This window comes from Brevibacterium sp. CT2-23B (assembly GCF_013168765.1).
GTDB classification, from domain to species: domain Bacteria; phylum Actinomycetota; class Actinomycetes; order Actinomycetales; family Brevibacteriaceae; genus Brevibacterium; species Brevibacterium sediminis.
In genome coordinates, this window is the sequence record NZ_JABBYK010000001.1 from 727,407 (window position 1) to 743,185 (window position 15,779).

General features: G+C 64.4%; 19 protein-coding genes. 7 read left to right on the forward strand and 12 right to left on the reverse strand.

The genetic code is table 11. The features are described 5' to 3' along the window. Positions 1-5: 5 nt before the first annotated feature. Positions 6-716 carry a beta-ketoacyl-ACP reductase gene (locus HIM68_RS03425; protein ID WP_139908064.1) on the reverse strand — a complete coding sequence of 237 codons (711 nt, stop codon included), beginning with the start codon at positions 714-716 and terminating at the stop codon, positions 6-8. A gap of 100 nt (positions 717-816) precedes the next feature. Between HIM68_RS03425 and HIM68_RS03430 the strand changes: the two genes are divergently transcribed. From HIM68_RS03430 to HIM68_RS03440, 3 genes are read left to right on the forward strand one after another with little or no spacing between them, the layout of a single operon-like run. Further along, a complete protein-coding gene (locus tag HIM68_RS03430) occupies positions 817-1,365 on the forward strand; it encodes a DUF3099 domain-containing protein (RefSeq protein WP_253903698.1) in 549 nt (182 codons plus the stop codon). Next, positions 1,362-1,574, forward strand: a complete 213-nt coding sequence (locus HIM68_RS03435; protein ID WP_101544269.1) for a hypothetical protein — start codon at positions 1,362-1,364, stop codon at positions 1,572-1,574. The genes HIM68_RS03430 and HIM68_RS03435 overlap by 4 nt, the downstream gene beginning before the upstream one ends. Then, entirely contained in the window at positions 1,571-2,473 is a 903-nt protein-coding gene (locus HIM68_RS03440) for an SURF1 family protein (RefSeq protein WP_172169590.1), read from the forward strand. The genes HIM68_RS03435 and HIM68_RS03440 overlap by 4 nt, the downstream gene beginning before the upstream one ends. A gap of 6 nt (positions 2,474-2,479) precedes the next feature. Here HIM68_RS03440 and HIM68_RS03445 read toward each other — a convergent pair whose 3' ends face one another. From HIM68_RS03445 to HIM68_RS03490, 10 genes are all read right to left on the reverse strand, one after another. After that, a complete protein-coding gene (locus HIM68_RS03445; RefSeq protein WP_092013696.1) occupies positions 2,480-4,078 on the reverse strand; it encodes an ABC-F family ATP-binding cassette domain-containing protein in 1,599 nt (532 codons plus the stop codon). Then, on the reverse strand, positions 4,075-4,776 hold the full coding sequence (locus HIM68_RS19280) for a ribonuclease H (RefSeq protein ID WP_172169593.1): 702 nt from the start codon (positions 4,774-4,776) through the stop codon (positions 4,075-4,077). Before HIM68_RS19280 ends, HIM68_RS03445 begins: the two co-directional genes overlap by 4 nt. A gap of 216 nt (positions 4,777-4,992) precedes the next feature. After that, positions 4,993-5,328, reverse strand: coding sequence for a metal-sulfur cluster assembly factor (locus HIM68_RS03455; protein WP_025778421.1), 336 nt, complete (start codon positions 5,326-5,328; stop codon positions 4,993-4,995). After that, entirely contained in the window at positions 5,321-5,800 is a 480-nt protein-coding gene (gene sufU, locus HIM68_RS03460; RefSeq protein WP_172169596.1) for a Fe-S cluster assembly sulfur transfer protein SufU, read from the reverse strand. Before sufU ends, HIM68_RS03455 begins: the two co-directional genes overlap by 8 nt. Positions 5,801-5,816: 16 nt before the next feature. Beyond that, positions 5,817-7,067 (reverse strand): SufS family cysteine desulfurase, encoded by a 1,251-nt coding sequence (locus tag HIM68_RS03465; RefSeq protein WP_172169599.1) that lies wholly within the window; start codon positions 7,065-7,067, stop codon positions 5,817-5,819. Next, positions 7,067-7,825 carry a Fe-S cluster assembly ATPase SufC gene (gene sufC, locus HIM68_RS03470; protein WP_139467277.1) on the reverse strand — a complete coding sequence of 253 codons (759 nt, stop codon included), beginning with the start codon at positions 7,823-7,825 and terminating at the stop codon, positions 7,067-7,069. The genes HIM68_RS03465 and sufC overlap by 1 nt, the downstream gene beginning before the upstream one ends. A gap of 26 nt (positions 7,826-7,851) precedes the next feature. Then, positions 7,852-8,169, reverse strand: coding sequence for a non-heme iron oxygenase ferredoxin subunit (locus HIM68_RS03475; RefSeq protein ID WP_172170281.1), 318 nt, complete (start codon positions 8,167-8,169; stop codon positions 7,852-7,854). A gap of 2 nt (positions 8,170-8,171) precedes the next feature. Next, positions 8,172-9,347, reverse strand: a complete 1,176-nt coding sequence (gene sufD / locus HIM68_RS03480; RefSeq protein ID WP_139467279.1) for a Fe-S cluster assembly protein SufD — start codon at positions 9,345-9,347, stop codon at positions 8,172-8,174. A 40-nt stretch (positions 9,348-9,387) separates the two neighbouring features. Further along, complete coding sequence (sufB, locus tag HIM68_RS03485) at positions 9,388-10,818, reverse strand: Fe-S cluster assembly protein SufB (protein WP_039207512.1); 1,431 nt, start codon at positions 10,816-10,818, stop codon at positions 9,388-9,390. After that, on the reverse strand, positions 10,815-11,534 hold the full coding sequence (locus HIM68_RS03490; protein WP_139467280.1) for a metalloregulator ArsR/SmtB family transcription factor: 720 nt from the start codon (positions 11,532-11,534) through the stop codon (positions 10,815-10,817). The genes sufB and HIM68_RS03490 overlap by 4 nt, the downstream gene beginning before the upstream one ends. A 137-nt stretch (positions 11,535-11,671) precedes the next feature. On the opposite strand from HIM68_RS03490, the gene HIM68_RS03495 reads away from it, so the two are divergent. The 4 genes from HIM68_RS03495 to HIM68_RS03510 are packed head-to-tail and all read left to right on the forward strand — an operon-like array spanning position 11,672 to position 14,655. Continuing rightward, on the forward strand, positions 11,672-12,589 hold the full coding sequence (locus tag HIM68_RS03495) for an ABC transporter ATP-binding protein (protein ID WP_172169602.1): 918 nt from the start codon (positions 11,672-11,674) through the stop codon (positions 12,587-12,589). Continuing rightward, positions 12,586-13,317 carry an ABC transporter permease gene (locus tag HIM68_RS03500; RefSeq protein WP_172169605.1) on the forward strand — a complete coding sequence of 244 codons (732 nt, stop codon included), beginning with the start codon at positions 12,586-12,588 and terminating at the stop codon, positions 13,315-13,317. Before HIM68_RS03495 ends, HIM68_RS03500 begins: the two co-directional genes overlap by 4 nt. 8 nt (positions 13,318-13,325) lie before the next feature. After that, positions 13,326-14,228 carry a heme A synthase gene (locus tag HIM68_RS03505; protein WP_229663932.1) on the forward strand — a complete coding sequence of 301 codons (903 nt, stop codon included), beginning with the start codon at positions 13,326-13,328 and terminating at the stop codon, positions 14,226-14,228. Then, positions 14,191-14,655: a VOC family protein gene (locus HIM68_RS03510; RefSeq protein ID WP_172169611.1), complete on the forward strand. Its 465-nt coding sequence runs from the start codon at positions 14,191-14,193 to the stop codon at positions 14,653-14,655. Before HIM68_RS03505 ends, HIM68_RS03510 begins: the two co-directional genes overlap by 38 nt. Before the next feature lie 130 nt (positions 14,656-14,785). Here the strand turns inward: HIM68_RS03510 and HIM68_RS03515 are convergent, their stop codons facing one another. Beyond that, on the reverse strand, positions 14,786-15,772 hold the full coding sequence (locus HIM68_RS03515) for a heme o synthase (protein WP_101544292.1): 987 nt from the start codon (positions 15,770-15,772) through the stop codon (positions 14,786-14,788). Positions 15,773-15,779 lie beyond the last annotated feature (7 nt).

Genomic DNA, 15,779 nt, shown 5'->3' on the forward strand with positions numbered 1-15,779 from the left:
CTGAGTCAGTGGCCCATGCCTAGTCCGCCGTCGACGGGGATGACGGCACCGGAGATGTAAGCGGCTTCATCGGAGGCCATCCAACGGACGACCTTGGCGACCTCACCGGGTTCGGCGAATCGCTTCGCCGGGATGGTGGCGAGGTACTCTGATCGCTGCTTCTCGCTGAGCTCATCGGTCATATCAGTGCGGATGAAGCCCGGGGCGACGACATTGGCGGTGATTCCGCGGGAGCCGACCTCACGGGTGATGGAGCGGGCGAAGCCGACGAGACCGGCCTTCGAGGCCGAGTAGTTCGCCTGACCGGGCACGCCGTAGAGACCCGACACCGAGGAGATGAGGACGATGCGGCCCTTCTTCGCGCGGATCATCCCGGTGATTCCGCGCTTGACGGTGCGGAAGGCACCGGTGAGGTTCGTGTTGATGACGGACTCGAATTCGTCATCGTTCATCCGCATGAGCAGATTGTCGGCGGTGATTCCGGCATTGGCCACGACGACCTCGACGGGACCGAGCTTCTCCTCGATCTCGGTGAACGCCCGATCGATCGATTCGCTGTCGGTGACATCGGCGGCCACGGCCAGCGCTCCCTCCGGGGCCTGACCGTTGCGGGAGGTGACTGCCACCTTGTCCCCCTGGGCGAGGAATTCCTCGGCGATGGTGCGACCGATTCCGCGGTTGCCGCCGGTGACGAGGACTGTGCGTGGTTCTGACACGTTGGTCTCCTGTTGATCGACTGTGTTCTTCAAATCTATCGTGGACAAACCTATCCTGTCCTTTGGCCGATGGATATGACTCTCACAAAGGACGAGTATCATGTTTGGCAGTCATCGATCGAAGAAGGATATGGTCAGGCACGCTCAGCAGATCACAACGGCAGACACCGCCCTTGATGACGATATGCGGTCTCGGATCATCAAGTATTCGATCACCATGGGCATCAGGACGGTCTGCTTCGTGGCCGCCTATTTCGCTTTCGTCGCAGATATGCACATCCTCATGTGGATCTGCGTGGCAGGGGCGGTCGTCCTCCCCTACCCTGCGGTGATCTTCGCCAATGCGGGCCGCGAACGCACCCGAGATGATCGTTCCGCCCTGCTCGAACAGGCCCCGCTGACAGAGCTGCCGCCGGCGCGCGGTGAGACGATCTCCGGCGACACTCTCGGAGGGGAGACGGTCGATGACGAGACGGTCGACGGTGCAGATCCCGGAGGCGGCTCAGATACCCGAGGCGGCGCCCCTGACGAGACAGGTCCAGGCGCGGATCACCGACACGAAACGATCCGGGGCGAGACGGTCCCGGGCGACACCGTCCAAGGTGAGACCGTCGACGACAACGACGAGGACAGGAGGGACCAGGCTTGAGCGAGCAGCTGCAGTGTTCCGCGAAGGAATGCCGGGCGTTCGCGACCCGCGCCCTGCTGTGGAACAATCCCCGCGTCCACACTCCCGAGCGGAAGAAGACGTGGTTGGCCTGTGATGAGCACCTCGACTATCTGCGTGACTTCCTGACTCTGCGCGACTTCTTCATCACCGACGTCTCCGTCGACGAGATTCCGGAGGACGCAGGTTGAGCCGCTATTCCTTCCTCTTCTCCGCACGCTGGCTCAAATACATCGCCATGGCGATCATCGTCATCATCGCCTGCGTGTTCCTCGCCCTGTGGCAGAAGGACCGCCGCGATCAGCGGGAGCAGGAGATCGCGACGATCACCACGAACTACTCCGCCGAACCCGTCGACATCACCTCGGTGCTCTCGACACCGAATTCGACGCTGGAGACCACCGATGAGTGGACCCAGGTGGAGCTGACCGGATCGTTCTCCGACGAGGACACCGTCCTCGCACGCAACCGGACGGTCGAAGACAAACCCGGCTTCTATGTGGTGACTCCGTTCGAGATCACCGGCGGATCGACGATCGCCGTCGTCCGCGGCTTCACCGCCGAACAGGATTCCGTGCCGCCCGCTCCTCGGGGTCAGCAGACCGTGGTCGCCCATCTGCGTCCCGCTCAGGACGGATCCGAGGATGAGAACCCGAAGGGCCTCATCAAAGCCATCGATCCCGCGCGCATTCCGGGAATGGACGATGCCTATTCGCATGTCTACGTCGAGGCCTCACCGGCGGAGACAGGCGGTGCCCCGGAAGAGGGGCTGACCCCGCTGCCGATGCCCGAGCTCGATCCGGGCAACCACCTGTCCTATATGCTCCAGTGGTTCGCCTTCGGAATCATGATCATCATCGCCGTGGTCATCTCGGCCCGACGTGAGCGCAAGGCAGCCGCCGAGGCGGTCGAGCACGGCGCTGTCGAGAACGAAATGGTCGTCATCGACAAGGCCGCCCTCGACGCGGGCGCGAAGATCAGCCAGCCCGGCAGCCGCTATGGCCGCAACCGCTGGGCCTCGCCCACCGTGCGCGGGCAGGCCGAAGCCGAGGAGGATGCCCTGTTCGAGGAGCGCTTCCGCTCAAAGTGAACTTGCTCAGGCGAGCGTGACGAGATCGAGGTACGTGTCGTTCCACAGGTCCTCGTCGCCGTCGGGCAGCAGCAGCACGCGGTCGGGGTCGAGCGCAGACACCGCACCCTCATCGTGGGTGACGAGCACTATTGCACCTTCATAGCGGCGGATCGCCGAGAGGATCTCCTCGCGGGAGGCCGGATCGAGGTTGTTCGTCGGCTCGTCGAGCAGCAGCACGTTCGCGCTCGAGACCACGAGGGTCGCCAGAGCCAGACGCGTCTTCTCGCCGCCGGAGAGGACCCCGGCGGGTTTGTGCACATCATCACCACTGAAGAGGAACGAACCGAGCACATTGCGCACCGCGGTGTCATCGAGATGCGGAGAGTTCCGCGACATGTTCTCCAGCACTGTGCGTTCGAGGTCGAGGGTCTCATGCTCCTGCGCGTAGTAGCCGAGCTTGAGGCCGTGTCCGGGCACGACTTCTCCGGAGTCGGGTTCGTCGAGTCCGGCGAGCAGACGCAGCAGCGTCGTCTTTCCGGCGCCGTTGTAGCCGAGTACGACGACTCGTGTGCCCTTGTCGATAGCGAGGTCGACACCGGTGAACACCTCGGTCGAACCGAAGCTGCGAGAGAGTCCTTCGGCCGTCAGCGGCACACGTCCGCAGTCGGCCGGGGCCGGGAAGCGCAGATTCGCGACCTTCTCCGTGGCGCGTTCGTCCTCGAGACCGGCGAGCAGTCGGTCGGCACGCTTGGCCATCTGCTGGGCGGCGACGGTCTTCGTCGCCTTCGCCATCATCTTGTTCGCCTGGGCGTTGAGCGCCGCGGCCTTCTTCTCGGCATTGGCACGTTCGCGGCGGCGACGCCGCTCATCGTCCTCACGCTGTTTGAGGTAGAGCCGGTAGCCCATCGAGTAGATGTCGATGGTCTGACGGGTGGCGTCGAGGAAGAAGACCTTGTTGACCACTTCGTCGATGAGATCGAGGTCGTGGCTGATGATGATCAGACCACCGGAGTAGGCCTTGAGGTGGTCGCGCAGCCACAGCACGGATTCGGCGTCGAGGTGGTTCGTCGGCTCGTCGAGGATCATCGTGTCCGGGGCCGAGAACAGGATCCGGGCGAGTTCCACACGGCGGCGCTGACCGCCGGAGAGCGTCCCGATCTCCTGGCTGATAAGGGCCTCGTCGAGGCCGAGGTTCGCGGCGATCGCGAAGGCTTCGGATTCGGCTGCATAGCCGCCGGCGGCGATGAACTCCGCTTCGATGCGCGGGTAGCGGTCGATGGCCTTCGTTGCCACCTTCTCGTCCGGTGAGGCCATCTGCCGTTCGGCCTTGCGCAGACGCTTGACGAGGACATCGAGGTCGCGCACCGAGAGGATGCGTTCCATTCCGGTGGCGGTGAGGTCACCGCTGCGCGGATCCTGCGGCAGATAGCCGACGGTGCCGGAGATCGACACGGAACCGGATTGGGCCGGGTGTCCGCCCATGATCACCTTGGTCAGGGTCGTCTTGCCGGCGCCGTTGCGGCCGACGAGACCGACTCGGTCGCCCTTGTCGACGCGGAAGGACACCTCGGACATGAGGGTGCGGGCGCCGACGGCGACTTCGAGGCCGGAGGCCTGAATCATTCTGTCTCCAAACTGCGGCCGATGAGTTCGGCCAGAAATTCTTGGGGGTGGATGCCGCGGGCCTCTGCCCGGGCGACGAGTTCATCTGCGACTGAGGACGGCACACGACAGGACACGACAGTGGTGTCCGGCCCGGCCGCTGCGGTCACGGGCTCGACGGAAACATCGTCCTGAGCAACAGGTTCCGTCGGGTCGTCTGCCGGATCATCGTCGGCCGTCGCGGTCGACGTCCCCGCGGGGACGTATCCTGGGCCTTCCGGCACGGACGTGCCCTTTTGGAAGGCGGTGGCAGCCGCACGTGCGCGATCATCGGCGGCCTCATTGAGTTCGTGGTTGTTGTGTCCTTTGACCCACTCGAACTCGACAGTCCGCCCGCTCAGTGCCTCATCGAGAGACGCTAAGAGGTCCTTGTTGAGGACTTCTTTTCCATCGGCCTTCTTCCACCCTTTGCGTTTCCACCCCGGCATCCATTTGGTCAGGGCGTTGATGACGTACTGCGAATCACAGTATATCTTCAGCTCGTCGTCGCTGTCCGCGGTCGACCGGAGCAGGTCGAGGACGGCCATGAGCTCACCGCGGTTGTTCGTCGCGTTCTTCCACCCGCCGGCATGCCAGGAGGTGTCGTCGATGTACCAGGCCCACCCGGCGGGTCCGGGGTTGCCGAGCGCGGATCCGTCGGCGGCAGCGATGATCGTCAATGGTTCTCCTTGGAAAGTCGGATTCCATTCTTTCACGCCGCTCTCGGGTTCTCGGTCCGTGGGGCGGTGATCTCCGCGACCCTGCCCGGACACGAGTGCCGGATCGGACGACGATCGCCGAGGCGGGGCTGACCTTCTCAGGTCGCCCCGCCTCGGCGATGGTGTTCGTCTGCGTCCCCGCGGGGACGCAGACAACAGAACGTCGTCGGTGTCGGATCAGATGTTGAAGCCGAGGGCACGCATCTGTTCGCGGCCGTCCTCGGTGATCTTCTCCGGGCCCCATGGTGGCATCCAGACCCAGTTGATCCGGTAGGCCGGCACGATTCCCTCGAGCGACTGTGCGGTCTGGTCCTCGATGACGTCGGTCAGCGGGCAGGCTGCCGAGGTCAGGGTCATCTCGATCACGGCGGTGCCGTCGTCTTCGACCGAGAGTCCGTACACGAGGCCGAGATCGACGATGTTGACACCGAGCTCGGGATCGACGACGTCCATCATCGCCTCGCGCACTTCGTCGACGCTGGCATTCTGCGGTGCGTCAATGACTTCAGGCATTGTGTTTCTCCTCACGAGCTGCTTGTGCTTGGTTGAGTGCGTCCTTGAACGCCATCCATGCCAGGAGAGCGCATTTGATCCTGGCCGGGAATTTCGACACTCCGGTGAACGCCGCGGCGTCCCCGAGAATCGACTCATCCGCCTCCATTGTCCCACGTGAATGCATGAGTTCGTGGAACGCGCCTTCGATCTCGAGCATCTGCGCGACGGAGGATTCGGCGGCCAGCTCCGACAGCACCGAGGCCGAGGCCATCGAGATCGAACAGCCGTCGCCGGTCCACCTCACCGCGATCGTGCCGTCCTCACGCAGTTCGGTCTCGAGCTCGATCTCATCGCCGCACGTCGGGTTCACCTGATGCGAATATCCGTGCGGTGACCCTGCGGCATCACGGAGCAGTTCGGTGTTGCCGATGCGTGCCCGCGACTGGTCGAGGATCACCTGTTGGTAGAGCTGCTGCATCTGTGTGCTCATCGGTTCGCTCCCCTCCTCAGCCGACTCCGAAGAAGGGCCGCACTTCCGCCAGAGCGGTGAGGAAGCGGGTGCAGTCTTCGACGTTGTTGTACAGGTACGTGCTCGCCCGCGTCGAGGCGGTGACCCCGAAGCGGCGGTGCAGCGGCTGAGCGCAGTGGTGGCCCACCCGCACAGCGATGCCCTGCGAGTCGAGATACTGTCCGACATCGTGGGCGTGCACGCCGTCGACGTCGAAGGCCACGGTTCCGATCCGGTCTTCGGACTCGCCGAGGATGCGGATTCCGGGGATCTGGCCGATCCCGTCGAGGAGGACTCGGGCGAGCTCCTTCTCATGCTCGAGAACATTGTCCAGCCCCACCTCGGTGAGGTATCCGATCGCTGTCGCGAAAGCCGCCACCTCGGCGACCGGCTGAGTGCCGGCCTCGAACCGCTGCGGAGCGGGCATGAACTCGGTCTCCTCCATGGTCACCGTGGTGATCATGGATCCGCCGGTGAGCACCGGCGGCAGAGCGTCGAGCAGTTCGGACTTGCCCCACAGCGCGCCCAGGCCGGTGGGGCCGAGTGCCTTATGAGCGGAGAACGCGGCGAAGTCGACGTCGAGGTCGACGAAGTCCACGGGCATATGCGGAACGGACTGGCAGGCGTCGAGCACGACGTAGGCTCCGACGGCGCGGGCCCGGTCCACGAGGCGGTCGACCGGGTTGATCGTGCCGAGGACGTTGGAGACGTGCGTGAACGCGAGCACCTTCGTCGATTCGTCGACCATCGTGTCGAGATCGGTCAGATCGAGTTCACCGGAGTCAGTGACCGGCAGCCAGCGCAGCTGTGCTCCCGTGGAGGCAGCCAGCTGCTGCCACGGCACGAGATTCGCATGGTGCTCCATCTCGGTGACGACGATCGAGTCACCGGGGGCGAGGGCGAAACGCTCTGCGTCGTCTCCCCCGAAGCCATGGCTGGCCCGATCCATGCCGAGGGCCATGATGTTGAGCGCCTCGGTCGCGTTCTTCGTCCAGCACACCTGTTCCGGTGTCCCGCCGACGAGTCCGGCAGCGGCGATCCGACCGTTCTCGAAGGCGTCCGTGGCCTCGACGGCCAGGGAGTGCGCACCTCGGTGGACGGCGGCGTTGCGCTGCTGGAAGTACTCGACGAAGGTGTCGATGACGCACTGCGGCTTCTGCGATGTCGCTCCCGAGTCGAGATACGACAGCGGCGACTCCCCGACCCTCACATCGAGGATCGGGAAGTCGCCCCTCAGACGTGAGAACATCAGACGCCGGCGGTGAAGAAGCGGTCGTAGCCTTCGTTCTCGAGGCGTTCGGCCAGTTCCGGTCCGCCTTCCTCGGCCACCTTGCCCTTGATGATCACGTGGACGTGATCGGGCTTGATGTAGTTGAGGATGCGCGTGTAGTGGGTGATGAGCATGATGCCGACGTCGGTGGCGTCCTTGACGCGGTTGACGCCTTCGGACACGATGCGCAGCGCGTCGACGTCGAGGCCGGAGTCGGTCTCGTCGAGGACGGCGAACTTCGGCTTGAGCATCTCGAGCTGCAGGATCTCGTGACGCTTCTTCTCGCCGCCGGAGAAGCCTTCGTTGACGTTGCGCGAGGCGAAGGCGGGATCCACACGGAGGTTCTCCATGGCCTGCTTGAGGTCCTTGGTCCAGTTGCGCAGCTTCGGAGCTTCACCGTCGATGGCGGTCTTGGCCGAACGGAGGAAGTTCGTCACGGTCACGCCGGGAACCTCGACGGGGTACTGCATGGCCAGGAACAGTCCGGCCTTGGCACGCTCGTCGACGGACATCTCAAGGACGTCCTCTCCGTCGAGGGTGACCGAACCGGAGGTCACTTCGTACTTGGGGTGACCGGCCAGAGCGTAGGCCAGGGTCGACTTGCCGGAGCCGTTGGGGCCCATGATGGCATGGGTCTCGTTCGTGTTGATGACGAGGTCGATGCCGTTGAGGATGGGCTTGAGACCGGTATCGGTGTTGACACCGACGTGCAGGTCTTCGATTTTGAGAGTGGACATAATGATCCTTCTTCTTCGGTCTTGAGTCAGTTCAGGGTGGTGTTCGGGTCGACGAGGATGCGGCCGGCGATCTCTTTGCAGTCATAGACCGCGACGGGTTCGAACGCCGGCGGATTGACCGGCTTGCCCGTGTTGAGATCGAACTGCGAGCCGTGCAGCCAGCATTCGATGGTGCAGTCCTCGACGTCTCCTTCGGCCAGCGACACCTCACCATGGGTGCACAGGTCGTCGATGGCGTGTATCGTGCCGTCGGAGTCGCGAGCGATGCAGATCTCGTACTCGCCGACCTCGATGCGCATGGTGCCGCCGGGGGCCACCTCGTCGGTGGCCGCCACGTCGATCATGGTCACAGAACACTCCGGGACAGTTCGTCTTCGATGCGTTCGTTGAGCACGTCTTCGATCTCGGGCACCTGGATCTTCTGAATCACTTCGTTGAAGAATCCTCGGACCACGAGCTGACGAGCGACGTCCTCGGGGATGCCGCGGCTCATGAGGTAGAACAGGTGCTCCTCATCGAAGCGACCCACCGAGGAGGCGTGGCCTGCACCGGCGATGTCGCCGGTCTCGATCTCGAGGTTCGGCACCGAGTCGGCCCGGGCGCCATCGGTGAGGATGAGGTTCCGGTTGAGCTCGTAGGTGTCGATGTCGAGGGCCTCGGGACGGATGAGCACATCGCCGATCCACACGCTGCGCGCGTCCTTGCCCTGCAGTGCGCCCTTGTAATGGACGTTCGACTGGGCCTTCGGCGTGTTGTGGTCGATGTAGGTGCGGTGCTCGAGGTGCTGACCGGCATCGGCGAAGTAGAGTCCGAGCAGTTCGGCCTCTCCCCCGGCTGCCGAGTAGCGCACGTTCGTGTTCAGGCGCACGACGTCACCGCCGAGGGTGATGTGGATGTGCTTGAACTTCGCGTCCTTGCCCACGATCGCGTCGTGCTGACCGAGGTGCTGGGAGCCGTCGTCCCAGAGCTGCAGCGATACGAAGGTCACGTCCGCACCATCGCCGATGACGAGGGAGACGAGCTCGGAGTACCGGGCCAGTCCCTCGTGTTCGACGACGATGGTCGCCTTCGAATTCGCACCGACCGTGACGACGACATGGCCGTGGCCGAGCGCCTCACCGGTGCCGTCCGCGTGGATGATCGCGGCCCGCTCGAGTTCGGTGTCCGCGGGGACCGAGTAGTGCGTCACCGCAGAGGCGCGGTTGGCGGCGACGACCGCGGCGCGGTCCTCGGGCTCGAGGATGCCCAGTTCCTGGGCTGACTCGAGCGAGATCTCCTCGACGGACAGGCCCTCGGGCAGATCCGACTCGAACTTCAGCTTCGCCTCGGTGGCGGTGTCCTCGAAGAACTCGCTGAACTTGCGGACGGGAGAGAAGCGCCATTCCTCCTCCCGGCCGGTGGGCACGGGGAAGTCGGCGACATCGAAGCTGCGCGTGCGCGCATCGCGCTTCGAATCGGGCACCTGGACCTCGGAACCGTGCGAATGCTCCGAAAGGCCAAGCGGGTTGGTGGTATCAGTCACAGATTTACTCCTTTGAGTGCAGTGGGCGCCGGGTCGGGTCTCAGCCGACCGCGCCTTCCATCTGCAGTTCGATGAGGCGGTTGAGTTCGAGGGCGTACTCCATCGGGAGTTCGCGTGCGATCGGCTCGACGAAGCCGCGCACGATCATCGCCATCGCCTCGGTCTCCTCCATGCCGCGGGACATGAGGTAGAAGAGCTGATCCTCACTGACCTTCGACACGGTGGCCTCATGGCCGAGTGTGACGTCGTCTTCGCGGATGTCGATGTAGGGGTACGTGTCCGAACGGGAGACGTTGTCGACGAGCAGGGCGTCGCAGAGGACGTTGTTCGACGAGCCTTCGGCGCCCGGGTGGACGTGGACGAGTCCGCGGTAGCCGGCGCGGCCGCCGCCGCGGGCCACGGACTTCGACACGATCGACGAATGGGTGTGCGGAGCGGCGTGGACCATCTTCGCACCGGTGTCCTGGTGCTGTCCCTCGCCGGCGAAGGCCACGGACAGCGTCTCGCCGCGGGCGTGCTCACCGGTGAGCCAGATGGCCGGGTACTTCATGGTCACCTTCGAGCCGATGTTGCCGTCGACCCATTCCATGGAGGCGCCCTCTTCGGCGATGGCGCGCTTGGTGACGAGGTTGTACACGTTGTTCGACCAGTTCTGGATCGTCGTGTAGCGGACCTTCGCATCCTTCTTCGCGATGATCTCGACGACGGCCGAGTGCAGGGAGTCGGTCTTGTAGATCGGAGCGGTGCAGCCCTCGACGTAGTGGACCGAGGAACCCTCGTCGGCGATGATGAGCGTGCGCTCGAACTGGCCCATGTTCTCCGTGTTGATGCGGAAGTAGGCCTGCAGCGGGATCTCGACGTGGACGCCCTTGGGGACGTAGACGAAGGAGCCGCCGGACCAGACAGCGGTGTTCAGAGCGGCGAACTTGTTGTCACCGGACGGAATGATCGACCCGAAGTACTCTTCGAAGATCTCCGGGTGCTCGCGCAGGCCGGTGTCGGTGTCCATGAAGATGACACCCTGAGCCTCGAGCTCCTCGTTGATCTGGTGGTAGACGACCTCGGACTCGTACTGAGCGGCGACACCGGCGACGAGGCGCTGCTTCTCGGCCTCGGGGATGCCGAGCTTGTCATAGGTGTTGCGGATGTCCTCGGGCAGGTCCTCCCAGGACGTCGCCTGTCCCTCGGTGGAGCGAACGAAGTACTTGATGTCCGCGAAGTCGATTCCGGTGAGGTCGGCGCCCCAGTTCGGCATCGGCTTCTTGTCGAACAGACGCAGAGCCTTGAGTCGACGCTTGAGCATCCACTCCGGTTCGTCCTTGAGCTTCGAGATGTTGCGGACGACTTCCTCGCTGAGGCCGCGGGTCGCGGTCGCGCCGGCATCGTTCTCGTCGTGCCAACCGTATGCGTACTGCCCGAGGTCTTTGAGCTCGGGATTCGCATCGATGATCCGATTTCCTGTGTCAGTCATCGTGAACCTCCTTGAGGTCGATCATTGCTGTGGATGAGTGGTCTGGTCAGTTCCGAAGTCGGAATGTGGGTGGTGCACACATGGTCGCCCTGGGCCAGCGACGACAGCCGCCGCACGTCGACACCGAGGTAGTCGGAGAACATCGCGAGCTCTGCTTCGCAGATCTCCGGGTACTCCGCCGCCACGGCCTGGATCGGGCAGTGTCCCTGGCACAGCTGCATCGCCTCCAACGGGGTTCCGGCCGCGACCGGGGTCGCCGAGGCGGCGTACCCTTCCCGTGTGAGTGCGGCGGCAAGTGCACGTGAGCGAGACGCCACTGTGGTGCCGCCGCGCTTTTCGAGTTCCGGTCCGAGTCGCTCCCGCAGTCGGCTCACGAGGTCTTCCGTGAAGCCCTCCACTGCCGATCTGCCGTGCTTGTCCTCCATGAAGCGCAGGATGTTCACGGCCAACTCGTCGTAGGAATGACTGACCGAATCGTGTCCGGCCGTCGTGACCACATAGTGCCGGGCCGGTCGGCCCCTGCCCGCCTGTTTGCCGGCGAGTTCACGGACCTCGAGAAGGCCCTCACTCTCCAGCGCGTCCAGGTGACGACGGATCGCCGCGGGAGTCAGCTCGAGGGCTTTGGCCAAAGACGAAGCAGTGATCGGACCTTCGTCGAGCACCGACTGGAAGACCTTCTGCCGGGTTCGGCGATCTTCCGTGTCGTTTGCAGCCATAATCCACCTCCTTGACTAACACAACAATATTGTTGCGTAATTTGTTTCGTAAAACTAGGTGAGCCTAACCACCGCCCGCGTCGCGCGTGGACACCTGCGGTTTCGACACCCGTTTCGACGCGTCGTAGAATAGCCTGGTGTCATCTCCGGCCCTGACCATTCGCGGTCTCCAGTACTCCTACGGCACCCACCGTGTCGTCGACGGAATCGACCTCACGGCCGAGTCCGGATCCGTCCTCGGCGTGCTCGGACCCAACGGCGCAGGAAAATCCACGACCATCTCCCTGGCCGTGGGCACCCGCCGCCCCGAATCGGGCACGGTGGAGATCTTCGGGCACGACCCCGTCGCCGAACACGCGACGACGTCGCAGCTGGCCGGGGTCATGCTCCAGGACGGCGGACTGCCGATGAGCTCGAAGCCCCTGCAGGTGCTGCGGCACCTCTCCACCCTCTATGAGAATCCCGTACCGGTCGACGAACTCGCCGAACCGCTGGGTCTCCACGACTTCGCCGGACGCACGATGCGCAGGCTCTCCGGGGGACAGAAGCAGCGAGTCGCACTGGCCGCGGCCCTCATCGGACGGCCGCGCCTCGTCTTCCTCGACGAACCCTGCGCCGGTCTCGACCCGCAGGCTCGCGAGGTCGTCCACAGCTTCATCCGCGATCTCGCCGACCGCGGAGTCGCCGTAGTCCTCACCACCCACGACCTCGCCGAGGCCGAGGAGCTCTCCGACGAGGTCGTCGTCATCGATCGGGGACGGATCATCGCTCAGGGAGCGCCAGAGGAGCTGCGCAGCGCCTCCGCCGGGTCCCGGTCGCTGACGATACGCCTCGCCTCCCCCGTCCCCGCCGCCCTCGTCGATCGGCTCACCGAGCTCGGTCCCGCCTCGGCGCAGGGCTCACTCATCTCCCTCGACGGAGCACCGACGGCGAATCAGATCGCGGCCGCGTGCACTGCCGTCGCCGAGGCGGGACTGCAGATCACGGACATCGGCATGCAGAGGCAGTCCCTGTCCGACGTCTTCTTCGATCTCACCGGGAGGCCGCTGCGATGACCTCGACACGCATCGTCTCGCAGGCGAAGTTCGAGACCCTGTCCGTTCTGCGCAACGGCGAACAACTGCTGCTCTCAATCATCTTCCCGCTGGGACTGCTCGTCTTCCTCGCGAAGACTCCCCTGCTCACCGGGCTCGGGGTCATCGAGGCCGGTACCGATCCGCTGTCGATCGCCGTCCCCGGGGCGCTGAGCCTGAGCCTGGCCTCCAGCGCATTCACCGGGCAGGCGATCGCAACCGCCTTCGACCGCCGCTACGGGGTGCTGCGGCAGCTGGCAACGACTCCGCTGGGGACGAACGGACTCATCCTCGGCAAACTCGGCGCCGTCATCGTCGTCGTTCTCATCCAGTACGCACTCGTCTTCGCCGCGGCGGCGATTCTCGGCTTCCGAGGTCCCGTCGACATCCTCGGACTCTTCCTGGCCACGCTGTTCGGCACCGCCGCGCTGCTCTCGCTCGGTCTGCTCATGGCCGGCACAGTCCGCGCCGAGGCGACTCTGGCGGCGACGAACCTCATCTGGGTGCTCATGGCGGGCGTCGGTGGCCTCGTCATCGCACATCCGGGAGAATGGGGAACGGTTGTGAGCTACCTGCCCTCCGGTGCGCTCGGCGACGCCATGCGGTCGGCCATCGGACACGGCGGCACAGACATCAAGGCAATCATCGTGCTCCTGGTATGGGGGCTTGTGGGAACGCTTGCGGCACGCAGGTGGTTCCGTTTCGAATGAGGAGTGAAGTGGTCACGAAGAAGATCCGCATCGCCGCTTGGGCCATGCTCATCGCCCAGGCAGGGATCATCCTGACCGGGGGAATCGTCCGGCTCACCGGCTCTGGGCTCGGCTGTTCGGACTGGCCGAAGTGCACCCCTGATTCGCTCGTGGCCACCAGCGAGATGGGCATCCACGGCGCCATCGAGTTCGGCAACCGCCTGCTGGCTGTGGCGCTGGCGATCCTCGGCGTGTGCATTGCGCTCATGCTGTGGAGGCACCGGAAGCAGCGCCCGGATCTCTTCTGGCTCAATATCGGCCTGCTGGCCATCGTGCCCGTCCAGGCCGTCGTCGGCGGAATCACCGTGTGGACGAAGCTCAATCCCTGGGTCGTCGCCGGGCACTTCGTGCCCTCGGCCGTCGCTGTCGGCGTCGCCGCCTACTTCGTCCGCCGCACCTATGACACCGGCGTGCGGCTGGGCACCAAGGCCCCGGCTCCGCTGCCGACTCTGGGGTGGATCATCCTCGGTCTCACCGCGATCATCGTCGTCTTCGGCGTGCTCACCACGGGGGCCGGGCCCCATTCGGGTTCGACGATCTCGACCCGCAACAACCTCGACAACATCTGGGTCACCCGCTTGCACGCCGCGCCGGTGTGGCTGCTCGTCATCACCACGATCTCCGCTCTCGTCGTCGCCCGGAAGAAGACGCAGACGGCGATGGTCGCCCCGCTGACCGTGCTTCTCGTCGTCGAGGTGGCCCAGGGAATCATCGGCTACGTCCAGTACTTCCTCGGTGTTCCCGAACTGCTCGTGGCCTTACACATGGTCGGCCTGTCGGCTACGATTGCGGCAAGCGTTGCCGTCCTCGACAGCGCATACCCGAGGAGCACCGATGTCAGTCCCGATCGTTCCGTGTCTGTGGTTTCCTGACTGCGCCGAGGAGGCCATGGAGTTCTACTGCTCCGTCTTCCCCGATTCGCGCGTCCTGTCCATCGAACGCTATCCCGACGAATCCCTCGACGAACACTTCAGGGGGATGAGCGGGAAGGTCCTGACCGGCCGGTTCGTCCTCGACGGCACAGAGTTCATCTGCCTCGACGGCGGACCAGTGTTCACATTCAACGAGGCGATCTCGCTGACCGTCGAATGCGCGGACCAGGCCGAGATCGACCACTACTGGTCGCAACTGTCGGCGTCACCCGAGCACGAACAGTGCGGTTGGCTCAAGGACCGCTTCGGAGTCAGCTGGCAGATCGTTCCCGCGAACTTCGGCGAGCTGATGACCGGTCCGGCACAGACTCAGGCGCTCATGCAGATGAAGAAGATCGTCATCGACGACCTCGTCAACGCCGGCTGAGAATTTGCGTTCCGACCCGAAGCGCAAGGCACAGACGCACAACGGCCCAGTTTGAGTTGGATAGCACTGTTTCAAATCTGTGCTATCCAACTCAAACTGGGCCGAATGGATCAGCGGGTTCTTCGGCGAATCACCAGATACCGGGGATCAGGGTGGGCACGAACGGGTCGATGGCCACTGCCAGGAAGAGCAGTGACAGGTAGGTGATCGAACCGTGGAAGACCTTCATCGCCTTGAGCGAGGTGCCGTCCTTACCCTGCTTGGCACGGGAGACCAGCGAGTAGCACGACCACAGGAACCAGACTCCGGCGCCGACGGCCACGATCGTGTAGACAGGACCCATCGGAGCGACGGGAATGAGCGCGAGTGAGCAGGCGATCATCGCCCAGGTGTAGAGGATCATCTGACGGCCGACGGATGTCGGCGGAACCTTCGACGGCAGCATGGGCACGTCGGCGGCGTCGTAGTCGGCCTTGTACTTGATCGCCAGCGGCCAGTAGTGCGGCGGGGTCCAGAAGAAGACGACGAGGAAGAGCAGCACGGGCTCCCACGCGATTCCTCCGGTCACGGCCGACCAGCCGATGAGCACGGGCATGCAGCCTGCAGCGCCGCCCCAGACGATGTTCTGTGAGGTGCGGCGCTTGAGGACGAGGGTGTAGAAGACTGCGTAGAGCAGAATCGCCGAGGCGGTGAGTCCCGCCGTGACCCAGTTCGTGAATCCGCCGAGCCAGAAGATCGAACCGATGCCGAGCACGAAAGCGAAGATGAGTGCAGAACGGGGGCTGATCTCACCGGTGACGAGGGGACGGTCCTTCGTCCGTTCCATCTTCGCGTCGATGTCACGGTCGACGTAGCAGTTGAAGACCGAGGCCGAGGCCGCAGCGGCGGCTCCGCCGATGAGGGTGTTGATGACGAGCCAGATGTTCGGCAGTCCCTGAGCGGCCAGGAACATCACGGGCGCGGTCGTGACGAGGAGCAGCTCGATGACGCGCGGCTTGGTCAGCGCGATATAGGCGCTGATGATCGAACGCGGTCGGGTAGCGAGGCTCTGCTCGTCGATGGCCCTCTGCAGAGGTCGTTCACTCTGCTCTTCCCGGTTCTGACGAAGTTTGCTCACGCCCTAG

Excerpts from the sequence above, each read along its gene's own strand:
- HIM68_RS03430 (WP_253903698.1), top strand. The coding sequence starts at position 817 with ATGTTTGGCAGTCATCGATCGAAGAAGGATATGGTCAGGCACGCTCAG.
- HIM68_RS03445 (WP_092013696.1), bottom strand. The coding sequence starts at position 4,078 with ATGATTCAGGCCTCCGGCCTCGAAGTCGCCGTCGGCGCCCGCACCCTC.
- HIM68_RS03455 (WP_025778421.1), bottom strand. The coding sequence starts at position 5,328 with ATGCCTGAAGTCATTGACGCACCGCAGAATGCCAGCGTCGACGAAGTG.
- sufU (WP_172169596.1), bottom strand. The coding sequence starts at position 5,800 with ATGAGCACACAGATGCAGCAGCTCTACCAACAGGTGATCCTCGACCAG.
- HIM68_RS03465 (WP_172169599.1), bottom strand. The coding sequence starts at position 7,067 with ATGTTCTCACGTCTGAGGGGCGACTTCCCGATCCTCGATGTGAGGGTC.
- sufC (WP_139467277.1), bottom strand. The coding sequence starts at position 7,825 with ATGTCCACTCTCAAAATCGAAGACCTGCACGTCGGTGTCAACACCGAT.
- HIM68_RS03475 (WP_172170281.1), bottom strand. The coding sequence starts at position 8,169 with ATGATCGACGTGGCGGCCACCGACGAGGTGGCCCCCGGCGGCACCATG.
- sufB (WP_039207512.1), bottom strand. The coding sequence starts at position 10,818 with ATGACTGACACAGGAAATCGGATCATCGATGCGAATCCCGAGCTCAAA.
- HIM68_RS03490 (WP_139467280.1), bottom strand. The coding sequence starts at position 11,534 with ATGGCTGCAAACGACACGGAAGATCGCCGAACCCGGCAGAAGGTCTTC.
- HIM68_RS03500 (WP_172169605.1), top strand. The coding sequence starts at position 12,586 with ATGACCTCGACACGCATCGTCTCGCAGGCGAAGTTCGAGACCCTGTCC.
- HIM68_RS03510 (WP_172169611.1), top strand. The coding sequence starts at position 14,191 with ATGTCAGTCCCGATCGTTCCGTGTCTGTGGTTTCCTGACTGCGCCGAG.